General features: G+C 53.9%; 20 protein-coding genes. 9 read left to right on the top strand and 11 right to left on the bottom strand.

Going from position 1 to position 23836, the window contains the following annotated elements; all coding sequences use genetic code 11:
• The first annotated feature begins 60 nt into the window (after positions 1–60).
• Positions 61–915, top strand: a complete 855-nt coding sequence (locus QEN58_RS17530; protein ID WP_280104880.1) for a sirohydrochlorin chelatase — start codon at positions 61–63, stop codon at positions 913–915.
• Between the two features lie 111 nt (positions 916–1026).
• On the top strand, positions 1027–2613 hold the full coding sequence (locus tag QEN58_RS17525) for an ABC-F family ATPase (RefSeq protein ID WP_280104879.1): 1587 nt from the start codon (positions 1027–1029) through the stop codon (positions 2611–2613).
• Positions 2614–2658: 45 nt separating this feature from the next.
• Here the strand turns inward: QEN58_RS17525 and QEN58_RS17520 are convergent, their stop codons facing one another.
• Together QEN58_RS17520 and QEN58_RS17515 are read right to left on the bottom strand one after the other, a co-directional pair.
• Entirely contained in the window at positions 2659–3264 is a 606-nt protein-coding gene (locus QEN58_RS17520; RefSeq protein WP_280104878.1) for a cell division protein ZipA C-terminal FtsZ-binding domain-containing protein, read from the bottom strand.
• A gap of 31 nt (positions 3265–3295) precedes the next feature.
• A complete protein-coding gene (locus tag QEN58_RS17515) occupies positions 3296–3763 on the bottom strand; it encodes a TspO/MBR family protein (RefSeq protein WP_280104877.1) in 468 nt (155 codons plus the stop codon).
• Between the two features lie 167 nt (positions 3764–3930).
• Here QEN58_RS17515 and QEN58_RS17510 point away from each other — a divergent pair, with 167 nt between their 5' ends.
• On the top strand, positions 3931–4791 hold the full coding sequence (locus QEN58_RS17510; protein ID WP_280104876.1) for a helix-turn-helix transcriptional regulator: 861 nt from the start codon (positions 3931–3933) through the stop codon (positions 4789–4791).
• Positions 4792–5065: 274 nt separating this feature from the next.
• Complete coding sequence (locus QEN58_RS17505; protein ID WP_280104875.1) at positions 5066–6034, top strand: Bug family tripartite tricarboxylate transporter substrate binding protein; 969 nt, start codon at positions 5066–5068, stop codon at positions 6032–6034.
• Positions 6035–6128: 94 nt separating this feature from the next.
• On the opposite strand, the gene QEN58_RS17500 is transcribed toward QEN58_RS17505, so the two are convergent.
• Both QEN58_RS17500 and QEN58_RS17495 read right to left on the bottom strand, forming a co-directional pair.
• On the bottom strand, positions 6129–7628 hold the full coding sequence (locus QEN58_RS17500) for an aldehyde dehydrogenase (RefSeq protein WP_280104874.1): 1500 nt from the start codon (positions 7626–7628) through the stop codon (positions 6129–6131).
• Positions 7625–8872 (bottom strand): M20 family metallo-hydrolase, encoded by a 1248-nt coding sequence (locus QEN58_RS17495; RefSeq protein ID WP_280104873.1) that lies wholly within the window; start codon positions 8870–8872, stop codon positions 7625–7627. Before QEN58_RS17495 ends, QEN58_RS17500 begins: the two co-directional genes overlap by 4 nt.
• Before the next feature lie 160 nt (positions 8873–9032).
• Here QEN58_RS17495 and QEN58_RS17490 point away from each other — a divergent pair, with 160 nt between their 5' ends.
• The 3 genes from QEN58_RS17490 (at position 9033) to aguA (ending at position 12981) form a co-directional block, all read left to right on the top strand.
• Positions 9033–10433 carry an aminotransferase gene (locus QEN58_RS17490; RefSeq protein WP_280104872.1) on the top strand — a complete coding sequence of 467 codons (1401 nt, stop codon included), beginning with the start codon at positions 9033–9035 and terminating at the stop codon, positions 10431–10433.
• Between the two features lie 74 nt (positions 10434–10507).
• A complete protein-coding gene (locus QEN58_RS17485) occupies positions 10508–11854 on the top strand; it encodes a Na+/H+ antiporter NhaC family protein (protein ID WP_280104871.1) in 1347 nt (448 codons plus the stop codon).
• Positions 11851–12981, top strand: coding sequence for an agmatine deiminase (gene aguA / locus QEN58_RS17480; RefSeq protein WP_280104870.1), 1131 nt, complete (start codon positions 11851–11853; stop codon positions 12979–12981). Before QEN58_RS17485 ends, aguA begins: the two co-directional genes overlap by 4 nt.
• A 69-nt stretch (positions 12982–13050) precedes the next feature.
• Here the strand turns inward: aguA and QEN58_RS17475 are convergent, their stop codons facing one another.
• The gene (locus tag QEN58_RS17475; RefSeq protein WP_280104869.1) at positions 13051–14169 is read right to left on the bottom strand and encodes an alkene reductase; all 1119 of its coding nucleotides are present in this window, start codon (positions 14167–14169) and stop codon (positions 13051–13053) included.
• Between the two features lie 182 nt (positions 14170–14351).
• On the opposite strand from QEN58_RS17475, the gene QEN58_RS17470 reads away from it, so the two are divergent.
• A complete protein-coding gene (locus QEN58_RS17470) occupies positions 14352–15107 on the top strand; it encodes a FadR/GntR family transcriptional regulator (RefSeq protein ID WP_280104868.1) in 756 nt (251 codons plus the stop codon).
• Between the two features lie 18 nt (positions 15108–15125).
• On the opposite strand, the gene QEN58_RS17465 is transcribed toward QEN58_RS17470, so the two are convergent.
• The 5 genes from QEN58_RS17465 to QEN58_RS17445 form a co-directional block, all read right to left on the bottom strand.
• Complete coding sequence (locus QEN58_RS17465) at positions 15126–16385, bottom strand: allantoate amidohydrolase (protein ID WP_280104867.1); 1260 nt, start codon at positions 16383–16385, stop codon at positions 15126–15128.
• 53 nt (positions 16386–16438) lie between these two features.
• On the bottom strand, positions 16439–17140 hold the full coding sequence (locus QEN58_RS17460) for a DUF1028 domain-containing protein (RefSeq protein WP_280104866.1): 702 nt from the start codon (positions 17138–17140) through the stop codon (positions 16439–16441).
• 15 nt (positions 17141–17155) lie between these two features.
• The gene (locus QEN58_RS17455) at positions 17156–18550 is read right to left on the bottom strand and encodes a YfcC family protein (protein WP_280104865.1); all 1395 of its coding nucleotides are present in this window, start codon (positions 18548–18550) and stop codon (positions 17156–17158) included.
• Between the two features lie 173 nt (positions 18551–18723).
• On the bottom strand, positions 18724–19095 hold the full coding sequence (locus QEN58_RS17450) for a hypothetical protein (protein ID WP_280104864.1): 372 nt from the start codon (positions 19093–19095) through the stop codon (positions 18724–18726).
• 133 nt (positions 19096–19228) lie between these two features.
• Complete coding sequence (locus QEN58_RS17445) at positions 19229–20416, bottom strand: M24 family metallopeptidase (protein WP_280104863.1); 1188 nt, start codon at positions 20414–20416, stop codon at positions 19229–19231.
• A gap of 351 nt (positions 20417–20767) precedes the next feature.
• On the opposite strand from QEN58_RS17445, the gene QEN58_RS17440 reads away from it, so the two are divergent.
• Entirely contained in the window at positions 20768–22060 is a 1293-nt protein-coding gene (locus tag QEN58_RS17440) for an NAD(P)/FAD-dependent oxidoreductase (RefSeq protein WP_280104862.1), read from the top strand.
• A gap of 196 nt (positions 22061–22256) precedes the next feature.
• On the opposite strand, the gene QEN58_RS17435 is transcribed toward QEN58_RS17440, so the two are convergent.
• A complete protein-coding gene (locus tag QEN58_RS17435; RefSeq protein ID WP_280104861.1) occupies positions 22257–23645 on the bottom strand; it encodes a glutamine synthetase family protein in 1389 nt (462 codons plus the stop codon).
• Positions 23646–23836 lie beyond the last annotated feature (191 nt).

Raw genomic sequence — 23836 nt, 5'->3', positions numbered from 1 at the left:
TGGTGATCTCTGACCCGATAGCTCACATGGCTCACTCAACCCCAATTGGTAGAGGCAAGCATGCGCGCGATTTTTTTAGTGGATAACGGCTCGCTACGAGCGCAGGCAACGCTGAATTTACGCCACGTGGCGGCTTCGCTTAGCGAGTTGTTAGGCGAAACCGTACAGGCGGCCTCATTGCTGCACTCCAACAAGATTCCCGCAGAAGAGGTTGATGGCATTCCCGCTACCACCCTTGGCCCCGCCGCTGAACGCAGTGCCGAACAGGGGGCAACGGAGATTATCGTGCTGCCGTTCTTTTTTGGTCCCAGTAAAGCGCTGACGGGTTATCTGCCTGAACGTATGGCCACCCTGCAAGAGCGCTTTCCCCACGTTAAAGTGCGCGTAGCCCAGCCCTTGGTGGATGAGTTCGGCGATAACGACCTGCGTTTAGCCCATCTGCTGGCCGATAACGTGCGCGACAAGCTTCAGCCAGGTGCTAAACCCCACGTAGCGTTGGTAGATCACGGCAGCCCGATCCCCGAAGTTACCGCTGTGCGCAACCGCTTAGCGGGGCAGCTTAGCGTGCTGCTAGCCGATGACGTAGCCTGCGTCGCCGCTGCCTCTATGGAGCGGCGCGAGGGCGATGAGTACCGTTTTAATGAGCCGCTGTTGGAAAACTTGCTGGTGTCACCCGAATTCAAGACAGGCCCGGTTATCTTGGCGATGCTGTTTCTTTCACCGGGGCGACACGCCGGAGAGGGTGGCGATATTGCCGAGATATGTGCGGCGGCTGAACAGCAGCACCCAGGGCTTTCCGTTACCACGACCCAACTGGTGGGGGAGCACCAAGGGATCGTCGATATATTGCACTCGCGACTGCGCCAAGCGCTTGATGATCAACGCTTTCTACTCGACATCCCGGCAATCGCCTGATGTGACTAAAGTCTGATGGGTGAATACAGGCCAAATAGCGCGTAGAATCGCGAGCCTTTCTATTCGTTGTAAGCTGTCGTTACTGACAATGCGCTAACCAGGGCTCCTTTTGTGATCGCTACCGCCAATATCACCATGCAGTTTGGGGCCAAGCCCCTGTTTGAAAATGTCTCCGTTAAATTCAATAACGGCAATCGCTACGGCCTGATTGGCGCGAACGGCTGTGGCAAATCCACCTTTATGAAAATCCTCGGTGGCGATTTGGAGCCCTCTTCCGGCCAGGTGATGCTGGATAGCAGTACTCGGTTGGGTAAGCTGCGTCAGGATCAGTTTGCGTTTGAAAACGAGCGCGTCATCGATACCGTGATCATGGGCAATGTAGAGCTCTGGTCGGTGGCTGCCGAGCGCGAGCGTATTTACTCCCTGGCGGAGATGAGCGAAGAGGACGGCATGGCCGTCGCTGATCTGGAAGTGCGCTTTGCGGAGCTTGACGGCTACACCGCCGAGTCCCGCGCTGGCGAACTGTTGCTGGGTCTGGGTATCCCCATCGAACAGCACACCGGACCGATGAGTGAAGTCTCTCCCGGTTGGAAACTGCGCGTGCTGCTGGCCCAGGCGCTGTTCTCAGACCCGGATGTACTGCTGCTGGATGAGCCCACCAACCACCTGGATATCAACACCATCCGCTGGCTGGAAGATATTCTCAAAGCGCGCAGCAGCACCATGATCATCATTTCTCACGACCGCCACTTCCTGAACAGCGTCTGTACCCATATGGCGGATCTGGATTACGGCGAAATTACCCTGTTCCCAGGGAATTACGATGATTACATGACTGCCGCCACCGCGGTTCGCGAGCGCCAGCACTCGGATAATGCCAAGAAAAAGGCCCAGATTGCCGAGCTGCAGCAGTTCGTGAGCCGCTTCTCTGCCAACGCCTCGAAGGCCAAGCAGGCTACCTCGCGGGCGCGCCAAATCGATAAAATCAAGCTGGAAGACATCAAGCCTTCCAGTCGTGTCAGTCCGTTTATCCGCTTCGACCAGAACAAGAAAATTCACCGTAATGCCGTCAATGTGGATGGCATTACCAAAGCCTACGATGGCCCGTCGTTGTTCGAACGCCTTTCCATGACCGTGGAAGCCGGTGAACGGATTGCCATTATCGGCCCCAACGGCATAGGTAAAACGACGCTGCTTAAAACCCTGGCGGGCGAGTTGCACCCAGACGCTGGCGAAGTGAAGTGGACCGAAGCTGCGGAGATCGGTGTTTTCGCCCAGGATCATAGCGACGATTTTGCCGTCGATGCCACGCTGTTTGAGTGGATGTCGGCATGGACTCAAGGTGGCGAGCAGGTGGTTCGCGGAGCCCTGGGGCGGATGCTGTTTTCCAGCGACGATATTGGCAAATCGGTGAAGGTGATTTCCGGCGGCGAGCAGGGGCGTATGCTGTTCGGTAAGTTAATCCTTACTCAGCCCAACGTGATGCTGATGGATGAGCCGACGAACCACTTGGATATGGAGTCTATCGAGGCGTTGAACCTGGCTTTGGAGAACTACCCTGGTACGCTGCTATTTGTCAGCCACGACCGCGAGTTTGTCTCTTCACTAGCCACACGCATTATTGATATGCAGCCGGAAGGCATTGTCGATTTCAGCGGCAGCTATGATGATTACCTACGCAGCCAAGGGGTCGCGTGACGCTGTTTTTAACAACGCTGATTTTATCAACCTAGTGTGGCAAGGCTATTCGCCGATAATTTGCTCAAAGGTGCTGTCGGTGGCGAGTTCGCGCTCGTCATTGAGCATTTTGCCGCTAAACACCGTCTGCATCTCTTTGGCGAGTTCTACGTAAACATGCATCTGTTGATTACGTCGCTTACGCAGCGGTGGTTTCACTAATAAGCTAATACCCTTGATGGGATCATGGGTTTCTCCACGCAGCAGGTCAGGCATTTCCCCCGGCGGAAAGGCGTTGGCGATAGTGACTGGGTTGGAAGGCTGTTGGCCGTCGATTAAAAATATCTTTTTGAGCGCGTCGTAGTGGGCGCCTTTCTCCCGTAGCCAATGGGTAAGGCGCTCGTCTGAATCTTCACTTGGCTGATCAAAGATAACAAATAGCGAGTGCTGCTTTACGTTTTTAGTTTTCTTGGACGATGATACGGGGGGGGCGGGTTCCTGCTCTTTGCCAGAGTTGTCTGTGTGTGCCGGACGAGGGGTAGCGGCTTCGGCTTTCTCCGCACGCCGCCGTCGCCGCCAGGGCACAATGATATAAATAAATATCGCTGTTGCCATCGCGCCTAATACCAGCGATGCGAAGGCGAGTACTATTATAGTCGTGGTGCGATCCATACTCTCAAAACCCTTTGTTTTTAGTCAGCGCTCAGGCTTTATTTAGCCGAAAAATATTGGCATTGAGGGCTAGTGCAAGTGCTACCCAGAGCCAGTAGGGCACCATAAGCCACGCGGCTAGCGTGCTAACCTGGAAAAACAGTCCAATGGCGATCGTGATTAACGCCAGTAACACCATGATATCTACCAGTGCAGCGACAATTTGTTTACGTCCGAAGAACAGCCACGACCACGCAGCATTGGCCAAAAGCTGTAACGCATAAGCCCATAAGCTTGCCGTGCGCCATGCAGAGTCATCGGCCATATAGATACGCCACGCCGCGATTGCCATCAACAAATACAGTATGCCCCAAGCGATGGGGAAAGCGATATCTGGTGGTGTCCAGTTGGGTTTACTTAGTTCGCGGTACCAATCATCAGGCCGAAAGCGTGCGCCAGTTGTGGCGGTAAGGCCGACGAGCAGTAGAGACACCAGTAGCGCTAATAGCGAACCAAGCATTCATCACCTGTGTGTTCAAACGAAAGAATCAAAAGCTTAGCAGTGTTTATCTAGTGCGCTCAACACAAAGCCATTAATGGAAGCAATCAGTCAATGGTATTGACTGAGTTTACCGTGTTCGTGCAAAGCAGTATTGTCATGACTAACAATCTGATGAAGCGCTTTTTATGAAATACTGCCCAACAACCGATGATATCGATGGTGCTTTTCTGGCGAGTCCGGGAAGTGCTGCTTGGCATCGGCATATGGCGATCTTAGTGCGTTCAGCCGGGCAGCGCGATTTCCCCTTGCGCCTGGAGCAAGTGCTGCGTGCGATAACCGGGTTCGATACGATTCTGATCAATACCTACAAAGGGCGTCATAGACCACTTCTGATTCATGATGATTACCCGCCTGAAAATCGCCCTCAAGCAATAGATCGCTACCTCAGTGGAGCGTATTTATTGGATCCATTTTTTACCGCCATGAGCGGTGGTCTGGATAGCGGTGTGTACCGTTTGCAGGAGCTAGCCCCTGATCGTTTTGAGTCCAGTGACTACTATGCCCACTATTATCGCGGGTTAGGGTTGGCGGATGAGGTGGGGCTCTTCGCACGTGTGGGGGAAGATGTCTTGATGGTGGTGTCGCTGGGCTTTCAGGCAAAAGCGCCCTTGAAGCGACGTGCGTTGCAGGTACTGAAGAATGTGGAGCCGATGATCGAAACTTTGTTAATGGAGTATTGGAAGTGGCAAGGCGTCCATTTTCAGTCGACATTGGAAAAGTATGCTCCGGTGGAAGCAGCCTTCGCAAGCTTTGGCCGAGAGGTTTTAACGGCACGTGAACAAGAAATCGTTCGTCTGTTGCTCGCGGGTCACTCCACCAAATCGGCGGCCCGGGAGCTGGATATCAGCGATGGCACAGTAAAGGTCCACCGTAAGCATATTTACCAGCGCCTGGATGTCTCCAGTCAATCCCAGTTGTTTCAGCTCTTTCTTGAACATATTTCTCTCGTCTCGCTGCAAATTAATGCGAGAAGCGACAGGAACTGAGTATGCCGAATGGCATATGAGGACACTGTTTGTGTGGCCAAAACAGATTAATGGCTGCCCCCATCTACCCGGCAACTGAATAAACGTTTCTGGGCATCCTGATCGTTGCAATTGTTTGATGCGACGGCAGAGTGTTCAATTTACGTATACCCCAATGAGGGTATTTTTTTTAATTTCTTATGTTGCTAGTTTTCTTATTAAATAACGATAACGATTTTCTAAAGTATAACGGCGTCAGCACACAATAACTAACTAATTAATTAAGGTGATGACCATGCTAGATAAAAAAGTAACGCGCTTTATCTCTGCTATTGTAGTTGCTTCGAGTACAGTGGCGTTGAATGCTTCCGCGTCAGATTATCCTCAACAAGATATTCGTATGATTATCCCCTATGGGCCAGGGGGAGCCACCGACGCCATATTTCGGTTAGTCTCAAAAGAGGCCGAAAAATATTTAGGCGTTTCAGTAGTGCCCGTGAACATGGCGGGCGCTGGGGCAACGACCGGTTCACGTCATGTGAAAGAGGCGCAGCCGGATGGTTATACGCTGTTAGGGAGTCACGATACGATTGCGCTTTCACGCCTAGCGGGCACGGTCGATTACTCTTACGACGCCTTCGAGCCGGTGGCACTGTTGACGCAAACCATCGTGATACCGATGACCTATGCCGACCATCCCGTCGACGATATGGCTGAAATGGCCAGCTATATCTCAGAACATCCGGGGGAGGTGGTGTTTGGAATGACGCCCTCTTCTGTGGATCACTTCTATTGGGTGCAGCTGTTTGATGCAATGGGCGTCAACCCAGAAGATGTTCGGTTTGTCGGGTATCAGGACACCAACGAGCAGATTGCAGCGCTGATGGCGCACGAAATAGATTTTGTTAACGCTGATATGCCGTCCAGCCGGGCTTTTTTCGAGAGTGGTGACTTCCGACCTTTAGGTGTTTCTCATGATCAACGTCTGCGCGGTTTAGAGGACGTACCGACGTTAAGAGAGCAGCAGGTGGACTTGGTCAGTGCGACCAATCGAGGTATTTTCGCGCCCAAAGGTACGCCTGATGATGTGTTGGAGGTATTGGCGGATGCTTATTCTAAAGCACTTGAGAATGAAAGTATTAGAAGTCGTATAGAGAATGAGTTCGGTTCGGTAGTGCATTTTTTGCCAACGGATGAATACCAGCAATTCTTGGATGAAAACGAAGCCGCACTTACACGAGCCGCTGAGAATATTAATTTCTAAATAAAGTCTTAACTAATGAAGTGACGATATCGCCCTGTATAGCTGTAGAGATAAGCATACAGGGCGATTGTATTGTTAAGCCGTTATTATTAGATCAAGTGTTGAGGGACATCCAGATAGTTTTGATTTCCGTATATTCGTCTAGGGAGTGCAGAGATTTATCCCGCCCATTCCCAGACTGTTTCACCCCACCGAACGGTACCGTCATGTCCGGCCCCGCCCAATTGTTAACGTAGACTTGCCCGGAGTGTAACTTGCGTGAGACGCGCATAACGCGATCAATGTCCTGGCTCCATACGGCGGCAGCCAAGCCATAGTCGCTATCGTTGGCAAGTGCCAATGCCTCTTCTTCGGTATCGAAGCCAAACACCGACAGCACCGGCCCGAAGATCTCCTCGCGACCTATGGTCATTGCTGGGGTGACATCGTCAAACACGGTGGGAGGAATAAAGAGCCCGGAGCTATCCAATGGCTGTCCGCCGGTACGAAGCGTGGCACCCTCTTCCTGCCCCTTGCGGATATAATCCAGCACCCGCTGGTATTGAGTGTCATCTACCATCGCCCCCATAAAGCTCTGCGGGTCGAGTGGGTCGCCTGGTTGCATGGCAGCCGCAGCATCCACCACTTTCTCAACGAAGGCATCGCGAATGCGGTTTTCCACCAACAGCCGCGAGCCAGCGATACAGACTTCACCTTGGTTATGAAAAATCGCAGCGGCTGCGTGCTGAGCGGCAACGTCTAGATTTTTGCAGTCGGCAAAGATGATGTTGGGGCTTTTGCCACCGCACTCCAGATAAACGCGTTTTAAATTGGACTGGCCCGCGTACTGCATGAGCTGTTTGCCCACTTGGGTGGAGCCGGTAAAGGCGAGGCAGTCGACCTCCATCGACAGGGCCAGCGCTTTACCTACAGTATGGCCATAGCCGGGGAGTACTTGGAACACCCCGGCGGGTAGGCCCACTTGTTGGCTTAGTTGAGCAAGGCGTAGCGCCGATAAAGGCGATTTTTCTGAGGGTTTGAGGATAACGCTGTTACCGGCCGCCAATGCCGGTGCAATCTTCCAGGCGGTCATCATGAGCGGGAAGTTCCAGGGTACGATGGAGACCACCACCCCGAGTGGCTCGCGCACAATCAAGCCGAGGTGATGGTCACCCGTCGGGGCCACCTCGCCATAAAGCTTATCGATACTTTCGGCAGTATAACGCAGGCATCCAATGGCGCCGTCGATATCTCCCAGCGCACTGGTAATCGGTTTCCCCATATCCAGAGTGTCTAACAGGGCAAGCTCGTGTCTATGGGCCTGCATTAACGCCGCCAGGTCAAGCAGCGTGGCTTTGCGCTGAGCTGGCGCGCGGCGCGACCACTCTCCCTGATCAAAGGCCTGCCGAGCTGCGCGGGTAGCCAGCTCGGCATCAGCGTCATCACAGCTGGCGACCTTGGCTAACACCTCGCCGGTGGCTGGGTTCACCGTGGATAGGGTGGCGCCGCGCTGCGCATCGACAAAGGTGTCGTTGATATAGGCACGGGTTTCAAAGGAGAGTGTGTCTGCCAGTGATTGCCACTCGGCTAGGTTCGTTGGGACAGTTTTGCTCATTGGGTAACCTCAAGGTCGTTAGCGTTATGCAGTAGCGCGTCGCAAAGCACTTGGGTGCCAAGTGCACACTGCTCCGGTGTTGAGTACTCGGCTTCGTTATGGCTAATGCCATCGCGGCAGGGAATGAAGATCATCGCGGTGGGCGCCACCCGTGCCACATACACCGCATCGTGGCCCGCACCACTGAGCATACGGCGGTAAGCAATGCCTCGTGCTCTTGTGGCCTGCTCGATGGACGCAATGCACTGCTCGTTGAAGGCTACTACTGGGGAGTTCCAGAGGCGTTGCGGCGTTACTTTGACAGCAAAGGTCTCTACCAAGGCCTCTAGCTCGCTATAGAAGCGAGTCTCCAGCGCGTCTAGCTGATCATCGTGCACATGACGTAGGTCGACCGTCATGGTGACCTGGGCAGGAATTACGTTGCGAGAGGGCGTATCAATCTCCAAACAACCAAAGGTCACCTTGCTGTCACCGCTGGTGTCGGTGGCGGCGATGGCGTACAGCCGATCAATGAGCCGGGCGGCAGCGGCCAGGGCGTCGTGACGATATGCCATGGGCGTGGTGCCCGCATGGGCAGCGTTGCCTTCAATCGTCAGGTCAAACCAGCGCATCCCTTGCACCCCGGTGACCACACCGATATCTAAGCCCTCCTCTTCAAGTACCGGCCCCTGTTCGATATGCAACTCCAGAAAGCTGGCTAACCGAGGCTCGCCAATAGGCAGGCTGCCCTTCATGCCTGTCTCATCCAGGGCCTGTCCAAAACTGACCCCCTGTTCGTCCTGACGAGCGAGAGTCTCCTCCACGGTAAACACCCCCGCATAGGTGCCGGACGCCATCATTGCAGGGGCAAAACGGCTGCCTTCTTCATTCGTCCAAACGATCAGTTCCAGAGGTCGTTCAGTCACGATTTGATGATCGTGCAGGGTGCGAAACACTTCCAGACCCGCGAGAACCCCCAGTACGCCGTCGAAACGCCCCCCTTTCGGCTGGGTATCCAGGTGGCTACCGACAGCGGCAGGGGTCAGATCGTCACGTGAGCCGGGCCGACGAAAAAAAAGATTACCTACTGCATCACTGCGGACGCGGCAGCCAATATCGGCGCACCACTCGATCAACTGCTGCCGACCAGCAGTATCTTCGGGTGTCAGTGCCAAGCGGTTGCTGCCGCCATTGGGGGTAGCGCCGATCTCTGCCATGGCCATTAAACTTGACCATAATCGCTGGCCATCGATGGAAACTTGCATGGCGTGTCTCCTGTTGTGTTTGTTGGGTTAAGGAGATCAACCATAGGAGGCCTTCCGCGCAGCCGATATACCCCAATGGGGATATATTCCCGACACTGTTATCCCCGCTAGCCTGTGAAGCCACCTCTACAACGGCTTCCTAATAAGCGAGGGCATAAGAATGACTCAACAGCAGGCGAAAGCCTCTTACGATGCGCAAGATCTTTGGCAAAAAGATAAAAATCACTTTATTCACCCTTTCACCGACTTCAGCTTGTTCCACGAAAAGGGCTGTGACTTGATTACCGACAGTGATGGTATCTATGTCGAAGATGTACACGGCAATCGCTTTATCGATGGGATTGCGGGCCTGTGGTGTGTCAATGTGGGCCACGGCCGTGCCGAAATTGGCCAGGCGATGGCCGAGCAAGCCACTCGCATGGCCTACTTCTCCACTTTTAATAACCTATCCAATGCTCCGGCCACCGAGCTGGCGGCTAAGCTCGCCGAGCTTGCGCCTGCCCATCTGAACCATGTGTTTTTTAGTTGCGGTGGGTCAACGGCTAACGATGCCACCATCCGGCTCGTGCATTACTACTTCAATCGCTTGGGCAAGCCGACTAAAAAGCGGATCTTATCGCGCACCAATGCCTACCATGGTACTACCTACATGGCGGCGAGCCTGACCGGTATCGCCAGCAATAACTGGCAGTTCGATACGCTTGATCTGGTGACCCATCTGAGCGAAGCCAACTGCTATCGCCGTCCAGAGGGGATGAGTGAGGCCGAGTACTGTGATCATCTGGTCGATGAACTTGAGCAGACCATTGAACGGCTAGGGGCAGATAACATCGCCGCCTTCATCGCCGAGCCCATCATGGGCGCAGGCGGCGTATTGGTGGCGCCGCAGGGCTATCACTCCCGAGTACAGGCCATATGCCGTGCCAACGAGATTCTTTTTATTGCCGATGAAGTCGTCACTGGCTTTGGTCGCTTAGGGCACTTCTTTGCCTCAGAAGCTGTGTTTGACACCCAACCCGACATTATCAACGTGGCCAAAGGGCTCTCCTCTGGCTATGCCCCACTGGGGGCAACCCTGATATCAGACGACCTTTATGCCGTGCTAAGTACGCCCCAAGGCCCAGGCGGAGTATTGAGCACTGGCTTCACCTATTCCGGGCATCCTGTTAGTTGTGCTGCAGCGCTTAAGAATATCGAAATCATTGAGCGTGAAGGCATTTGTGAGAATGTTTTAGAGGTTGGCCCCTATCTTGAGTCACAGCTCAAAACCCTCGCCTCTCATGAAACGGTAGGCGACATACGTGGCAGTCATTTCATGATGGCGATTGAAAATGTGGCCAATAAAACGACAAAGGCGTTGCTCCCCGTTGAGGCGCGCGTGGGCGACCGCGTGGCCGCTGAAGCACAGAAACGTGGTTTGATTATTCGGCCGGTTGGTCATCTCAATATCATCTCGCCGCCCCTGATCTGGACGCGCCAAGTAGTCGACGACGTCGTCGCTATTCTCGACGAAGCGTTTGCCGCCACTACGCGCTCACTTAAAGCGGATGGTTACCTATAAATACTGCTATTCGGGACGGGCGTTATCGCCCGTCTTCCGTAGTGACCTATGACAACGATAAAGGGGAATAACCAATGGAAGAGTATGGAGTTTTAAGCCTTATACCCACGCTAGTGGTGTTAGTCATGGCGATTATTACCAAGCGCACGATTGAGTCCCTTCTGGCAGGCGCGCTAGTAGGCTTATTAATGTTTCAACCACTCAATGTCATTACCCAAGGGTCAGATATTCTGCTATCGGTATTGGGTAATGACACGGTGACGTGGATTATTCTGGTGTGCGGGCTATTTGGTAGCTTGATTGCCTTGCTGGTAAAAACTGGGGGGGTGTTAAGCTTTGGTGATGCCGTAACCCGACGCATCCACACCCGTCGACAAAGCTTGTTAGCTACCTGGGGGCTGGGACTAATAATTTTTGTCGATGACTATCTCAATGCGCTGACCATTAGCGCTTCCATGAAGAAAGTCACTGATCGCTTTAATATATCCCGTGAGAAGTTGGCCTATATCGTTGACTCCACAGCAGCGCCGATCTGCATTCTCGTACCGTTTTCCACCTGGGCTGTGTTCTTTGCCGGTTTGCTGGAAGAAAACAATGTGGCTGGTAACGGCATGGAGCTGTACATCCAAGCCATACCGTATATGTTTTACGCCTGGATAGCAGCGGCGTTGGTGCCTTTGGTGGCACTGGGCATTATCCCCAACCTTGGCCCAATGCGAGCAGCGGAAGCCCGCGCTGAAGCTGGCCAGCCGCAGCCCGACGGCGCTGATGACAGCGCGCTGGAAATAGAAGATACAGGCAAAAAACGCCCTCATCTGCTCAATTTTCTGCTTCCCATTGCGACGCTGATTTTCTTCACCTGGTATTTTGAGATTGATGTGCTGCGAGGCGTGATTGTGGCGCTTACAGTGACGCTAGTGCTTATCGCTGTGCAACGGCTGTTAAGCTTCAACGATACGTTTGACACCGCGCTAGATGGTTTCAAAGCCATGATTATGCCACTCGGCACGCTGGTGGCTGGGTTTGTGCTTAAAGAGGTGAATGACCTGCTTGGCTTAACCAACTATGTGATCGAAAGTGTTCAGCCTTTAATGACCGCGGGTATGCTACCGGCGGTTGTCTTCGTCACCATGGCCTTTCTCGCTTTTGCGACCGCCTCCTTCTGGGGACTGTTTGCCGTGGCGATGCCTATCGTATTACCGCTTGCCAGCAGTATGGATGCGCATATGCCGCTCGTTGTAGGGGCTTTAATCTCCGCCAGTGCCTTTGGTAGCCATGCCTGCTTTTACGGCGATTCTACTGTCCTTTCTGCCCAAGGGGCGGGGTGTACGCCAATGGCCCATGCGTTAACGCAACTTCCCTATGTCTTAATAGCCGCTGCCGTGGCAACGGGCTTCTTTATAGTGGTGGGGAATATATGAAACACGCCACTACCATAACTACAACGGCCACCGAACCTCTGGCGCGTGAGCTAACACCCAGAGCATTAGGCTTTTCAATGCCAGCGGAGTTTGCCCCTCATGCTGCCTGCTGGATGCTGTGGCCCCAGCGCCCAGATACATGGCGCTTCGGTGCAAAACCTGCCCAGCAAGCCTTTGTCGATGTCGCGCAAGCGATAGCCGAAAGTGAGACGGTCTTTGTGGGTGTCAATGATGAGCAGTATGAAAATGCCAGCAACCAGTTGCCTGCGCATATTCGGGTTGTTGAGCTGTCCAGCAATGATGCCTGGATGCGCGATGTCGGGCCCACCTTTATTACCCACCCCGATGGGCGACTCGCCATGGTGGACTGGGAGTTCAATGCCTGGGGCGGGTTAAAGGAGGGGCTCTACTTCCCATGGGACAAAGACAAACGGATTCGTTGTAAAATCAGTGAAATGCTGGGTATTCAACGCTTCGAGGCCCCTCTCGTACTAGAGGGAGGAGCCATTCACGTGGATGGTGAAGGTACGCTGATCACCACGGAAGAGTGCTTGCTGAATCCTAACCGTAATCCGGAGATGAGCCGCGCCACGATCGAACACTGGCTGCAGGAGTATTTAGGCGTCAGTCACATCATCTGGTTACCGCGTGGCTGTTATCTCGATGAGACCGATGGCCATGTGGACAACCTGTGCTGCTTTATTGCGCCTGGCCATGTGGCGTTAACGTGGTGTGAGGATGAGGAAGATCCCCAGGGTGCTATTTGTCGGGAAGCATTGCGTGTGCTGGAAACCGCCACGGATGCTCAAGGCAGGCGGCTCGCTATTCATAAACTGCCCCAGCCAGGCCCGCTCCATATTGCCGACGATGAAGCCAGTGGGATTGATCGCCTGAACAGCTCGCACCCCCGCTTACCTGGGGATCGCATGGCAGGCTCTTACGTCAACTTTTATATTGGTAACTCGGTCATTGTAATGCCCTTGCTGGATCCTCATTACGATGAACAGGCTAAAGGCATTCTATCCCGGTTATTTCCCACGAAGAGGGTGATCGGCGTTACGGCAAGGGAAATACTGCTTGGTGGAGGGAATATTCACTGTATCACTCAGCAGCAACCACTCGTATAGCGTTTCGCAGGAAAACGCCCTGTTCAGTCACAAGCTGAACAGGGCGCGGGGGAAAGCTACATTTGGCTGTTACTGGATGCGGTCATAGCCATTATCCATAAACGGATAATCGGTGTAGCCTTTCTCGTCGCCGCCGTAAAAGGTTTCGTGGTTGGGCTCGGTAAGCGGTGCGTCAACCCGGAAGCGCTCCGGCAAGTCGGGGTTGGCAATGTAGGGTCGGCCAAAGGCAACGGCGTCGGTGGTATTTTCACTGATGCGTTTCTCGGCGCGCTCTGCATCATAGTTACCGCAGTAGATCAGGCTGCCACTAAAGCGCTCACGCATCTGCTCACGGAAACCGTCAGGGAAGGTGATATCGCCACCGGCCCAGTTGGGTTCGTTCAGGTGCAGGTAGGCAAGGCCACGCTTGGAAAGCTGTTCGGCCATGTAGAACGCCATCGCTTCAGGTTCGTCGTCGGTCAAGCCAAACAGTTCGATAAACGGCGTCATGCGGATGCCCACTCGATCAGCGCCATAGACGTCAATCACGGCGTCGACCACTTCCAGCGGGAAGCGGGCACGATTTTCCAGCGAACCGCCGTACTGGTCGGTACGCTGATTGGTGCCGGTCGCCAGGAACTGGTTAAGCAGATAGGCGTTCGCCGCGTGTACTTCGACCATATCGAAACCAGCGCGCTTGGCACGCTCGGCCGCCTTGCGGTAGTCATCGACAATGCCTGGGATCTCTTCAGTTTCCAGCGCGCGCGGTGTGCTGGTGGGGTGCTGACCCGCAGTGCCATCTTCAAACTCGACGAAACACTGCGCGCCTTCACCTTTCAGCGCACTTGGCGCAACGGGCTGTTGGCCGTCAGGTTGAACCATTTCATGAGAAACACGCCCAACGTGCCACAGCTGCAAGGCAATACGGCCACCTTTAGCGTGTACCGCATTGACTACGCCTTTCCAGCCGGCTTCCTGCTCATCCGTCCAAATGCCGGGCGTATACACATAGCCACGGGCAGTGGGAGAAATGTTGGTAGCTTCGCTGATGATTAGTCCCGCGCCAGCGCGTTGACCGTAATAAGCTTCCTGCATCTTACCCGGTACGCTATCGGGTGTGCGCGCACGCGTCAGCGGCGCCATGATTACGCGGTTAGGAATCGACAGGCTGCCAACCTGGATGGGGTTAAACAGTGTTTCGAAAGCCATCAATTAAGCTCCTTTTGAATGCTTCGATGAAATAGTACACACCAGAATAGACCAGTTTACTAGTAAACGCCAACCAGATATTTTAAAACGTATTTATGCACTAGGTAATCACGTATGGGACATCCAAAGTCAGAGTCTCTCTGGTACTGTTGCTGCTTATTACCAAGGATGTTGTTGATAGCATGTTAAAAAACGCGCCTCAGCGCCGCCCTTATCAGGTGGCGGAAACAATCAAATGCTGGATCGTGGATAGGCACCTGAAGCCGGGTGACCGGCTACCTAGCGAGTCGGAGCTGATGGAGACCCTGCAGGTGTCGAAAGGGACGGTGCGCGAGAGTACGCGAGTACTGGAAGCGCAGGGATTGGTCGAAACTCGCACAGGGCCCGGGGGCGGTGCTTTTGTGCGTGAGATGAGTGAGGCCAAAGCGGTATCGCTATTAAGCAATTACCTGTTTTTCAAAGAGATTTCAATTAAAGATATCTACCAAATACGCTTGGCGTTAGAGCCTGAACTAGCCGCTTCGTTAGCGGGAAACGTGACTGCCAGTGATATGGCACGCTTACGTGAAAGCCTACATAGCTACGCTGACCCAGCGGACGATAGCGAGACTGAACGTCAGCAACATCTTGATTCGCTGCATTTTCACTTGATGCTTGCCGAGTTAGCCGGAGGTAATCAACTGCTGACATTTATTATCCGGTTCACCATTCAGGTGCTCTCTGATCTGACGATTTATCACCGTCTCTATGAGCCAGTTACCCACGATTTAGGGCAGACTGGCTGTCGCTATCATGCAGAAATTTTGGATGCCATTGAGCTGGGCGATGCCGAAAGCGCCTATAACATCATGCGTGAGCATATGCTGGATGCCCAGCGGGTGATGAATCAGCAGGAGGCTCAGGTACGCCGAGGCTTTTTACCTGAGCCATTGAAGTAAGCAACGGTACATGCTGCGCTATGGTTCCCCCATCTGTTGTAAAAATGCCATGACCACCCGCGTTGCTGATTCGCCATCCTCAGCGGTAATGGCTTCGTCCGGGTGGTGACTCAGCCCATCTTTACAGCGCACAAACAGCATGCCGATGTCGGTCAATGCCTGCATGGCCAAGCCATCGTGGCCCGCCCCGCTGAATAGTCGCTCAGCAGGTTGGCCAACCTGAATGCACGCCTGTTCTAGGGCGGTCATCATCCAGTCCGCACAGGCCACCGCCTCGGCGCTGTAGGTATTTTCAACATTAATGGTTAATCCGCGGCGTTTTGCCACCGTCTCCAAAGCTGCTGTTACGGCTTCCCTTCCATCTTGGCGAGTAGCCGACTCTGGAGAGCGTAGTTCTACTGTGAACGTTACCTGGGCAGGAATCACATTGACCGCATTCGGATGAACCTCGAGCCTGCCCACCACACCGACCAACTCATCGGTTCTCTGCAGTACGCTATCAATGGCAAGCACCATTTCAGCCGCGCCGACTAACGCGTCATGACGCATATCCATCGGTGTCGTGCCTGCATGACCGGCTTTGCCGCTTAGCGTGACCTTGTGGCGTTCAATACCCGTTATCGCCGTGACAATGCCTACCGCATGATCACGCTGTTCCAGGACTGGCCCTTGTTCAATATGTACTTCTAAAAAACCTAGGGTGTTGGCAGGGTCGCGGGCGATATCGGGAATATCATCAGGCGAACAGCCGAAAGCTATCAAAGCGTCTTGTAGTGAGGTTCCTTCGGAATCCTGGGCTTCAAACTGATCTGGAGTCACGCTCCCAGCGAGTGCTTTACTGCCCACCAGCGTGGTAGGGAAGCGCACCCCTTCTTCGTCGCCAAAGGCGACCACTTCTATCCCGAAGGGCAGCGTCATGCCTTCGCGTTTAAGCGCTTCCAAGGCCAATAGCGGTAGGGCCACACCCAGCATGCCGTCGTATTTGCCGCCCTCTATCACTGAGTCTTGATGAGACCCCAAAATGAAGGTTTTCTCACCTGCCTGAGCTTTGGGGCAGCGACCCACAAGGTTACCGGCGGCATCCAGTTGGGGTGTAAGCCCCGCTTGCTCCATCCAGCGGCTGATTAGCGGTAGTACCTGGTGATGCGCCTGGGAGCAGAACAGTCGCGTAACACCGGGGCCAGGTGCCGAGCAGCGGGCGGCTTCGTCCAGGCGGTCGATCAATACCTGCCCCAGCTCGCCCTGGGAAAATGCAGTGTGAACAGCGGTTTCGGTCATAAACTCTCCGATAGGCGCGGGATACCAGCAACACCAGCAGCGTGGATGTGCCTCTAGCGTAGCGGCAGTTGGCGCCAAAAGGCTTGGAAATCGTCGCTCATGAACTGGTCAGCCAACGCCCTCAAGGCGCCCACGACGTCTTCCGACCAGTCAACGCGCAAGTCAATCGGTGCTTGCTGGAACGACTCGATACGCAGCGCGGCGGAGCGGGTACCACGCTTATCGCCACCCGCATCCAGCGCGGCATCGAGGGCGCCAATAAGGTGCGTCAGCAAGTGTTGGTCGTGATGATGAGGATAGCGGGGCGCCTCGCTGCGTTTGATGGCGGCGCCGCTATTGGTGGCGCTAAGGCTTAAGAACTGTTCTGCCAAGACCTGCACGACATCGCTGCTCTGCAGCATGTTGCCGACCGCAGCGACGCCGGGAAAGCGGGCGTCTTGCACCTCAGCGATGTTCTCGCTTCCCGAATGCACCGATGAGCGTCCATGGGCATCCATTACCATGCATTGGCGCAGCGCGGAATCACTATCTGCGTTGATCGCCGCGCCAAGGGCCTGCTTGGCAGTGGCGCCATCGACAAGTGCGTCATGCACACGAGCCGGGTACCATGGATTGGTAAACCGCCCTTGGGTGACGCACGCTCCAACGCCGCGCCAGCAGTGATGTACATAGCCACCTACCGCCACCCCACCGGTGGCAGTGATGGTGCCAACGGTGCCCGTGGCGGGGTGGTAGTGAACCAGTGAAAGCGTCATCGTGGCAATATAGGTTTAATAGCCCACCAAGTGGCCAATCACCAGTCCAATCCAGGACAAGACATAGACCAGCACCATAAAGGGCAGAATTGCCTTGAGCCACTGGGCGTAAGAGACGCGACCGAGTGCCAGCATGGCCAATGTTCCGCCGGAGGTCGGCACAATCAGATTCGTTAATCCGTCACCCACCTGGAACGCGGTGATCATCAGTTGGCGACTCATGCCGACAAGGTCCGCCACGGGAATAAGAATGGGCATGGTCACTAACGCCTGACCGGAGCCGGAGGGAATAAACAGATTGATGATGCCCTGCACTACACTGGCCATGATGGCAGAGAATATCGACGGTATACCGTCAATCAGCGCGCTCAGCGAGTTGACGATGGTGTCGATTATGACGGCTTGTTCAAGAATGACCTGAATAGAGGCTGCTACCCCGATCACCAGCGCACCGGCGGTAACGCTGGCAGCACCTTCCATCATCTGTTTGACGATGCCGTTTGCCGACAGTCCGTTCAAGGCACCAATGATGATCGCCAGCAGCAGGAACGTGGCTGCAATTTCATTGATATACCAGCCACGGGTAAACACCCCGATCAACATGGCGATTAAGCCACCTACAAACACCACCATGGTGAGTATATTGCGCTTTGTCAGGCGGTACTCGCTAAGGGGCTTGCTTAACGCTTCGGCATTGTCGGGTTCCTCGAACTCCATCTTGACGACCCGCTTGCAGATATACAGCGAGAGAAGGGCAAGCGATGAAAGCACGAGTAACGTGCGCAGCCAAGCGCCAGAGAATGTCGGCAGCTCCGCAATACCTTGAGCAACCCCGACGGTATAAGGGTTGATCGGTGAAAGAGCAAAGCCGACCCCGATACCGCCAACGGCCATGGCGGTACCCACCAAACTGGAGCAGCCAATGGCACTGGCGATAAGTACCGCAATTGGCACCAGCGCGATATTGTTTTCAAACCCCACTGCCACGCCAAAAAAGCCGTAGATAAAGGTGCCGACGACGATGATCACATTGCGTCGTTCAACCCCAACGCGGTTAACCGCCACGCCTATCGCATTTTCCAGCGCGCCGGTCTTTTGCAGGATATGAAACAGTCCTCCAGCGATGAAGACGATAAACAGGTAACGAGAGGCGGAGATAAGGCCTTCAGGAATCGCCACAAAAATATTGAACAGGGGAATGTTGGCGACGTCTTCCAAGTAGGCAAACGAGCCCGGCACCACGACCGTTCGACCATCCTGAGTAACCCGCTCAAATTCACCGGCGGGAATAATGAAAGTTAGAAAATAGGTAGCGACCAGGATAATAAAGATTAGCACCATGGGGTCGGGGACCGCCTGATACCACTTTTTACGCGAGCCAGAGGCTGCCGCGGTATGTTGTTCAGCCATGAGGATACCCTTGCTTGTGATGTGTCTCAGCGTGGACGCTCGTTGGCGCCTTACTTTGAATTTATCATGATAAATAGCGGGGTCAAGCAAGGCTGTATTTTCAAACGACAGAGGCGCACCTATTAGACCGACTTGGAGGCCTTAATCGCACGCTTGTTTGTGGAAATAGGGATTTAACGACGCTGCCAGGGCCAGCGCCGCTTGGCTGGGTTGTCGATCTGCTGAAGCGCGGTGGCCAGCGGCAGCATAATGGCGGCAAGCTGGCGGTCGCAAACGGCGCTACTAAGTACACCGGGGCACTGATTGAGCAGCAGCTCGCACTGCTGGGAGGCGATAAACAGCTGCTCGGTGACCGGTGGTGAGAACAGCGGCTTGGCTTGCTGACAGCAGCGGGTCAGTTCACGTGAGAGCATCGAGAGCAGACTAGTATCCATCCAGCAGGGTAGCGGGTCTTCCAGGCGACCAGCAATAGAGTGCTGAACCGCTTCAAAAGAGGTGCGCAAAAACATGACCGTTTGGCGAAGTTGTCGCTGTTCGCTAGTCATCCCACTGATACCTCACACTGATGGCTACCGATGGGCACAGATCCCATCATTTACCCGGAAAAATAAAGAGAGTGTTTCTCATTTGCATCTATGGTGACGATAGCGCTACTCAATAGAAGTGTCAATGCAATCGCTATGAAGGCGCCTCAAACAGCTGCCAGTCGTTATTGGTCAGCGGCTTGGCCCCTTGTTCGGTTACCACCACGGTGTCGCTTATTCCGACGCCCCACTGGCCAGGCACCCGGAGGCAGAGCGGTAGGTGAAAGACCATATTAGCTTCAAAGGTGCGGGCCTGGCCTTTGGCGATAAAGCCGGTGCCCTCTACCCAGCTAGGCGGGAATTGTGCGCCCACGGCGTAGCCAAACACGCCGGAGAAAAAATACTTGTCTTGCTGCGGGGCGAGTAAGGCATCAGCGGCCTGGGCGGCAGCATCAAAACTATTGCCGGGCCGCATGGTGTCGCACAGGGCTTCGAATATCGAACGACAAAGGTCGCGAGTGGCTGCGAGGGCTGCGTTTGGAACGCCGGTCACCGCAGTACGCATCATGGGGGCCGTGTAGCGCTGATAAGCGGCACCAAACTCCAAGAACACTGGCTCGTTAGGCTGAATGACTCGCCGCTTATGGTTAACGTGTATTACACCAATACGGTGCCCGCTGGTCACAATTGGCTGCAGGCTCATAAACTCGCTGCCGTTTTCCAGCAGCGCTTTGGCCCCCTCGGCGGCAATATCGTTATCGGTCATACCGGGGCGGATGCTCTGAATCGCAGCCTCTAAACCTAGGGCGGTAATTCGCGCGCTCTCCTGCAGCATCTCCAGTTCTGCGGGGCTTTTCACGATTCGAATGGCGTCAACTAATGCGCCTGCTTCGCTGAAGCGTTCCCGGCCGATGGTTTTCATAAGCGCATCAATAACACCAAAGCGCAGCCCGCTGCTCCAGCCATCTATACCGATGTGCTGGCAGGGGGTAAGTAGATCTGCCAACGGGGTGATGATTTCATCCAGGTTTTCCCAGCGGTAGCCAATAATCTCATCGACTCGGGCAGTGACCACCGCCGCACCGGTTTCAATCGAGGCAACTTGCAGCACTAGCTTCTCTTGCGTGCAGATCAAACAGGCATGCACCGAGACTTCAAAGGTGTGGTAACCAGTGAGGTAATTAATATCAGCGGGATCGGTGAGCAGCAGCGCATCTAACCCTTGCTGGGTCATCGCCTGACGTACCTTAACTAGGCGTGCTTGGTATTCGGCTGCGGGAAAGGGCACTTCACTCTGGGCAAGTTTTTCAGTCAGGGCTGTACGGTAGTGATGATAGTCCATAGCGACCTCCGTTGATGGCTATGGTCAGTATAGGCATCAACGACAAGTTCGCGTTTATCTCCCTCAACGCTAGCGGGTGAACAGGAAAGTCTCCTGCGGGAAGTAGAAAACGGCGAAACCGGTTAGCATGAATGCCCGCCTTTATAGGGGCAGCATATAAAACGAGAGATAACTTTTTAGTGTAATGGTCGTGTCTTTTATATAAGTGAGTGTTGCTTTTTTAATAACATTTTAATGTGATGTGGGAGGTGTCTTTCCTCTGCAAGCCCTTTGTATGCTGATGCTTGCGCATTATGGTAGCGACCTATATGATCATATTGGTTAAAATAATCAACAAAAGGAAGGTGGTGAATGCAACCTCAAGCTTCTTCTGGTCATGTGGCTTCCTACTATGCGGCATCGTCAAACTCCACATTACAAAGGCCCACGCTGGAAGGGGATGTGGAATGTGATGTCTGTGTTGTAGGGTCTGGGTTTACGGGTATCTCAGCAGCGCTGCATTTGGCGGAACGCGGTCACCGAGTGGTGGTGCTGGAAAGTGTGGCGATTGGCTTCGGGGCTTCAGGGCGCAACGGTGGGCAGATCGTTAATAGCTATAGCCGTGATATGGATGTTATCGAGAAACAAAACGGCGCTGAAACCGCCCGAGCGCTGGGGGCTATGGCATTCGAGGGTAACCAAATTATCCGCCAGCGCATCGAGAGGTATCAGATCAAATGTGACCTAAAAGAGGGCAATCTTTTTGCCGCCTGTAATAAGAAACAGTGGGAAGGCTTAAAGGATCAGAAAACCTTATGGGAGCGCTATGGTCATCAGCAGCTTGAGCTGCTGGAGGGAGAAGGGGTCAAGCGAGAGATAGGCAGCGAACGCTATGTCGGCGCCTTGGTGGATCACTCTGGTGGACATTTGCATCCCCTCAACCTGGTGTTGGGGCAGGCGACGGCGCTGGAGTCGTTGGGTGGAAAGATTTTTGAACATTCCCCCGTGACAAAACTTGAGCACGGTGAGCCAGTAACGTTGCATACCCCCAAGGGCCGAGTGACCGCTCAGCGGGTGGTCATGGCTGGCAATGCCTATTTGCAAGGGTTGCTACCCAAGCTGGAAAGCAAAGCGATGCCGTGTGGCACCCAGATTATTACTACGGAGCCGCTGTCTGCAGAGGTAGCGGCACGACTACTGCCTAACGATAAAGCGGTAGAAGACTGTAATTACCTCTTGGATTATTATCGCCTGACCGCCGATAACCGTCTGCTTTATGGCGGAGGCGTGAACTATGGCGGCCAGGCATCTGCCAGTATTGAAGCCGCTATTCGGCCGAAAATGCTGACTACTTTCCCAGAGCTTGGCGATGTACGGGTTGATTACGCCTGGAGCGGCAACTTTTTGCTAACACTCAACCGCCTACCGCAATTTGGCCGCATTAATAGCAACGTTTACTATGCGCAGGGGTACTCTGGCCATGGGGTAACGTGCTCCCATCTGGCTGGCAAGTTAGTAGCAGAAACGATTAGCGGTGAAGAAACGCGTTTTGAAGCCTTTGCACAGATTTCCCACCTACCCATGCCTGGCGGGCGCCTGTTACGTGTGCCGCTTTCCGCGATGGGCGCGTGGTTCTACGCCATGCGTGACCGGTTGGCGGTTTAGTGTTGATCAGCTTGAGGATGGCTTAAAAACGGGCTGGCGAATATGTTCGCCAGCCCGTTTTTATTTGCCAGGGATGCTTACGGATAACACGGCATAAAAAACGAATAGAAGGGCGGGATAGCAGGGAAAGACAGGCAGAAGTAACAAGAGAGACGGCGAGCAGCGCCTCTCTCTGTTGTATCAATGGTCTAACAACTCATACATGCCGTAGGTACCAGTCGTACTCCATGGCGCTGACTTCGCGCATGGTCTCGGCGCGCTCTGCTTGGCGGTTGGCAATGAACACTTCAATAAAGTCTTCACCGAGTTGTTCGCCGAGGACATGGCTGTTACCCAGTAAGTGCAGCGCATGTGCCCAGCTGTTAGTAAGTTGAGGTGCAATTTGCTCATAGGCGTTGCCGATGATGGGTTCAGCAGGTGCAATCTGTTGGGTTAGTCCATGGTGGATCGATGACAGCACGGTAGCCAGTAAAAGGTAGGGGTTAACATCGGCACCCGCTACGCGATGCTCTATCCGTCGTGCTTCTTTGGGGCCTGCGGGTACGCGTATTGCCACAGAGCGGTTGTCGTAACCCCAGGTAGGTGCCATGGGGACATAGAGTCCTTCCTGAAAACGGCGGAAAGAATTGAGGTTGGGAGCCAACAATGCCATGGAGTCTGGCATCAGTTCCAGCAGCCCTCCTACAGCGTATTGTAGTGGTGCACTCTCCAACGGGTCGTCGCCGTTTTCGGCAAAGATGTTATGTCCGTTGCTATCTATCAGACTGACGTGGACATGGGTACCGCTACCGGCTTCTAAGCCGTAAGGCTTGGCCATAAAGGTAGCTTCAAAGCCGTGTTTTAATGCAACGCCCTTGATCAGTCGCTTGAGCAGTACCGAATGGTCGCAGGCACTTAACGCATCATCTGTATGAATCAGGTTGGCTTCAAATTGGCCTGGTGCGCACTCTTTTAATACCGTATCCAGCGGCAAACCTTGCGCCTGGGCGGCACATTGCAAGTCATTGATAAATTCAGCGTACTCATCTAGCTCCAGCATCGAATAAAGCTGGCTTTGAGTGGCCCGTTCGCCGCTGGAAGGGGACTGAGGTGGCTGAATCAAGTTTCCTTCGTCGCGTAAACGATCGACCAGATAAAACTCTAGCTCAAGGGCGACGACGGGGGTTAAGCCACGGTCGGAGAACTGCTCGAGAATACGCCGCAGTATTTGGCGAGGATCGGCAAAAAATGGCGAGCCATCCATCTCCTCCATGGTCATCAATAGCTGGCCATACTGGTTGCTATCCATCCAGGTGACCGGGTTAAGTGTGCCGGGAATAGCGCGACATACGCGGTCACCGTCACCACTGGAAAGCCCAAGCCCGGTCTCTTCCACGGTGTTGCCATTGATATCCAACGCAAATACTGAAGCAGGCATATAAATGCCTTTTTCAAACACTTTGGCGAGGTTCTCGCAAGGAATGCGCTTACCCCGGATGACACCGTTAAGATCACTGATTAACAGGTCAATGCTGGTGATCTCCGGGTGACGATCAAGAAAGTCCGAGGCTACATTTTGAGCGTCTGTATTATTGGCAGAGGACATAGGTTGTACCTTATTTTTATGCCGTGTTAGTTGTGTTTCTGCTAACAGTATCCTTGCGGTGTTGATCGTTTCTGTCAATTATTTAATAACAATAATCATGTGAAAATTTATCCTCCGCTATTTATTTATTTATTAAATCATTGTTTTTCAATTGCTTGGTGTGTTTTTTGGCAAAAAAGGCATTTTGCGCT

This window comes from Halomonas alkaliantarctica, assembly GCF_029854215.1.
Taxonomy (GTDB): Bacteria; Pseudomonadota; Gammaproteobacteria; order Pseudomonadales; family Halomonadaceae; genus Vreelandella; species Vreelandella alkaliantarctica_A.
The sequence above is the reverse complement of the archived record's forward strand: the minus strand, read 5'-3'. Positions and strand labels throughout refer to the sequence as shown.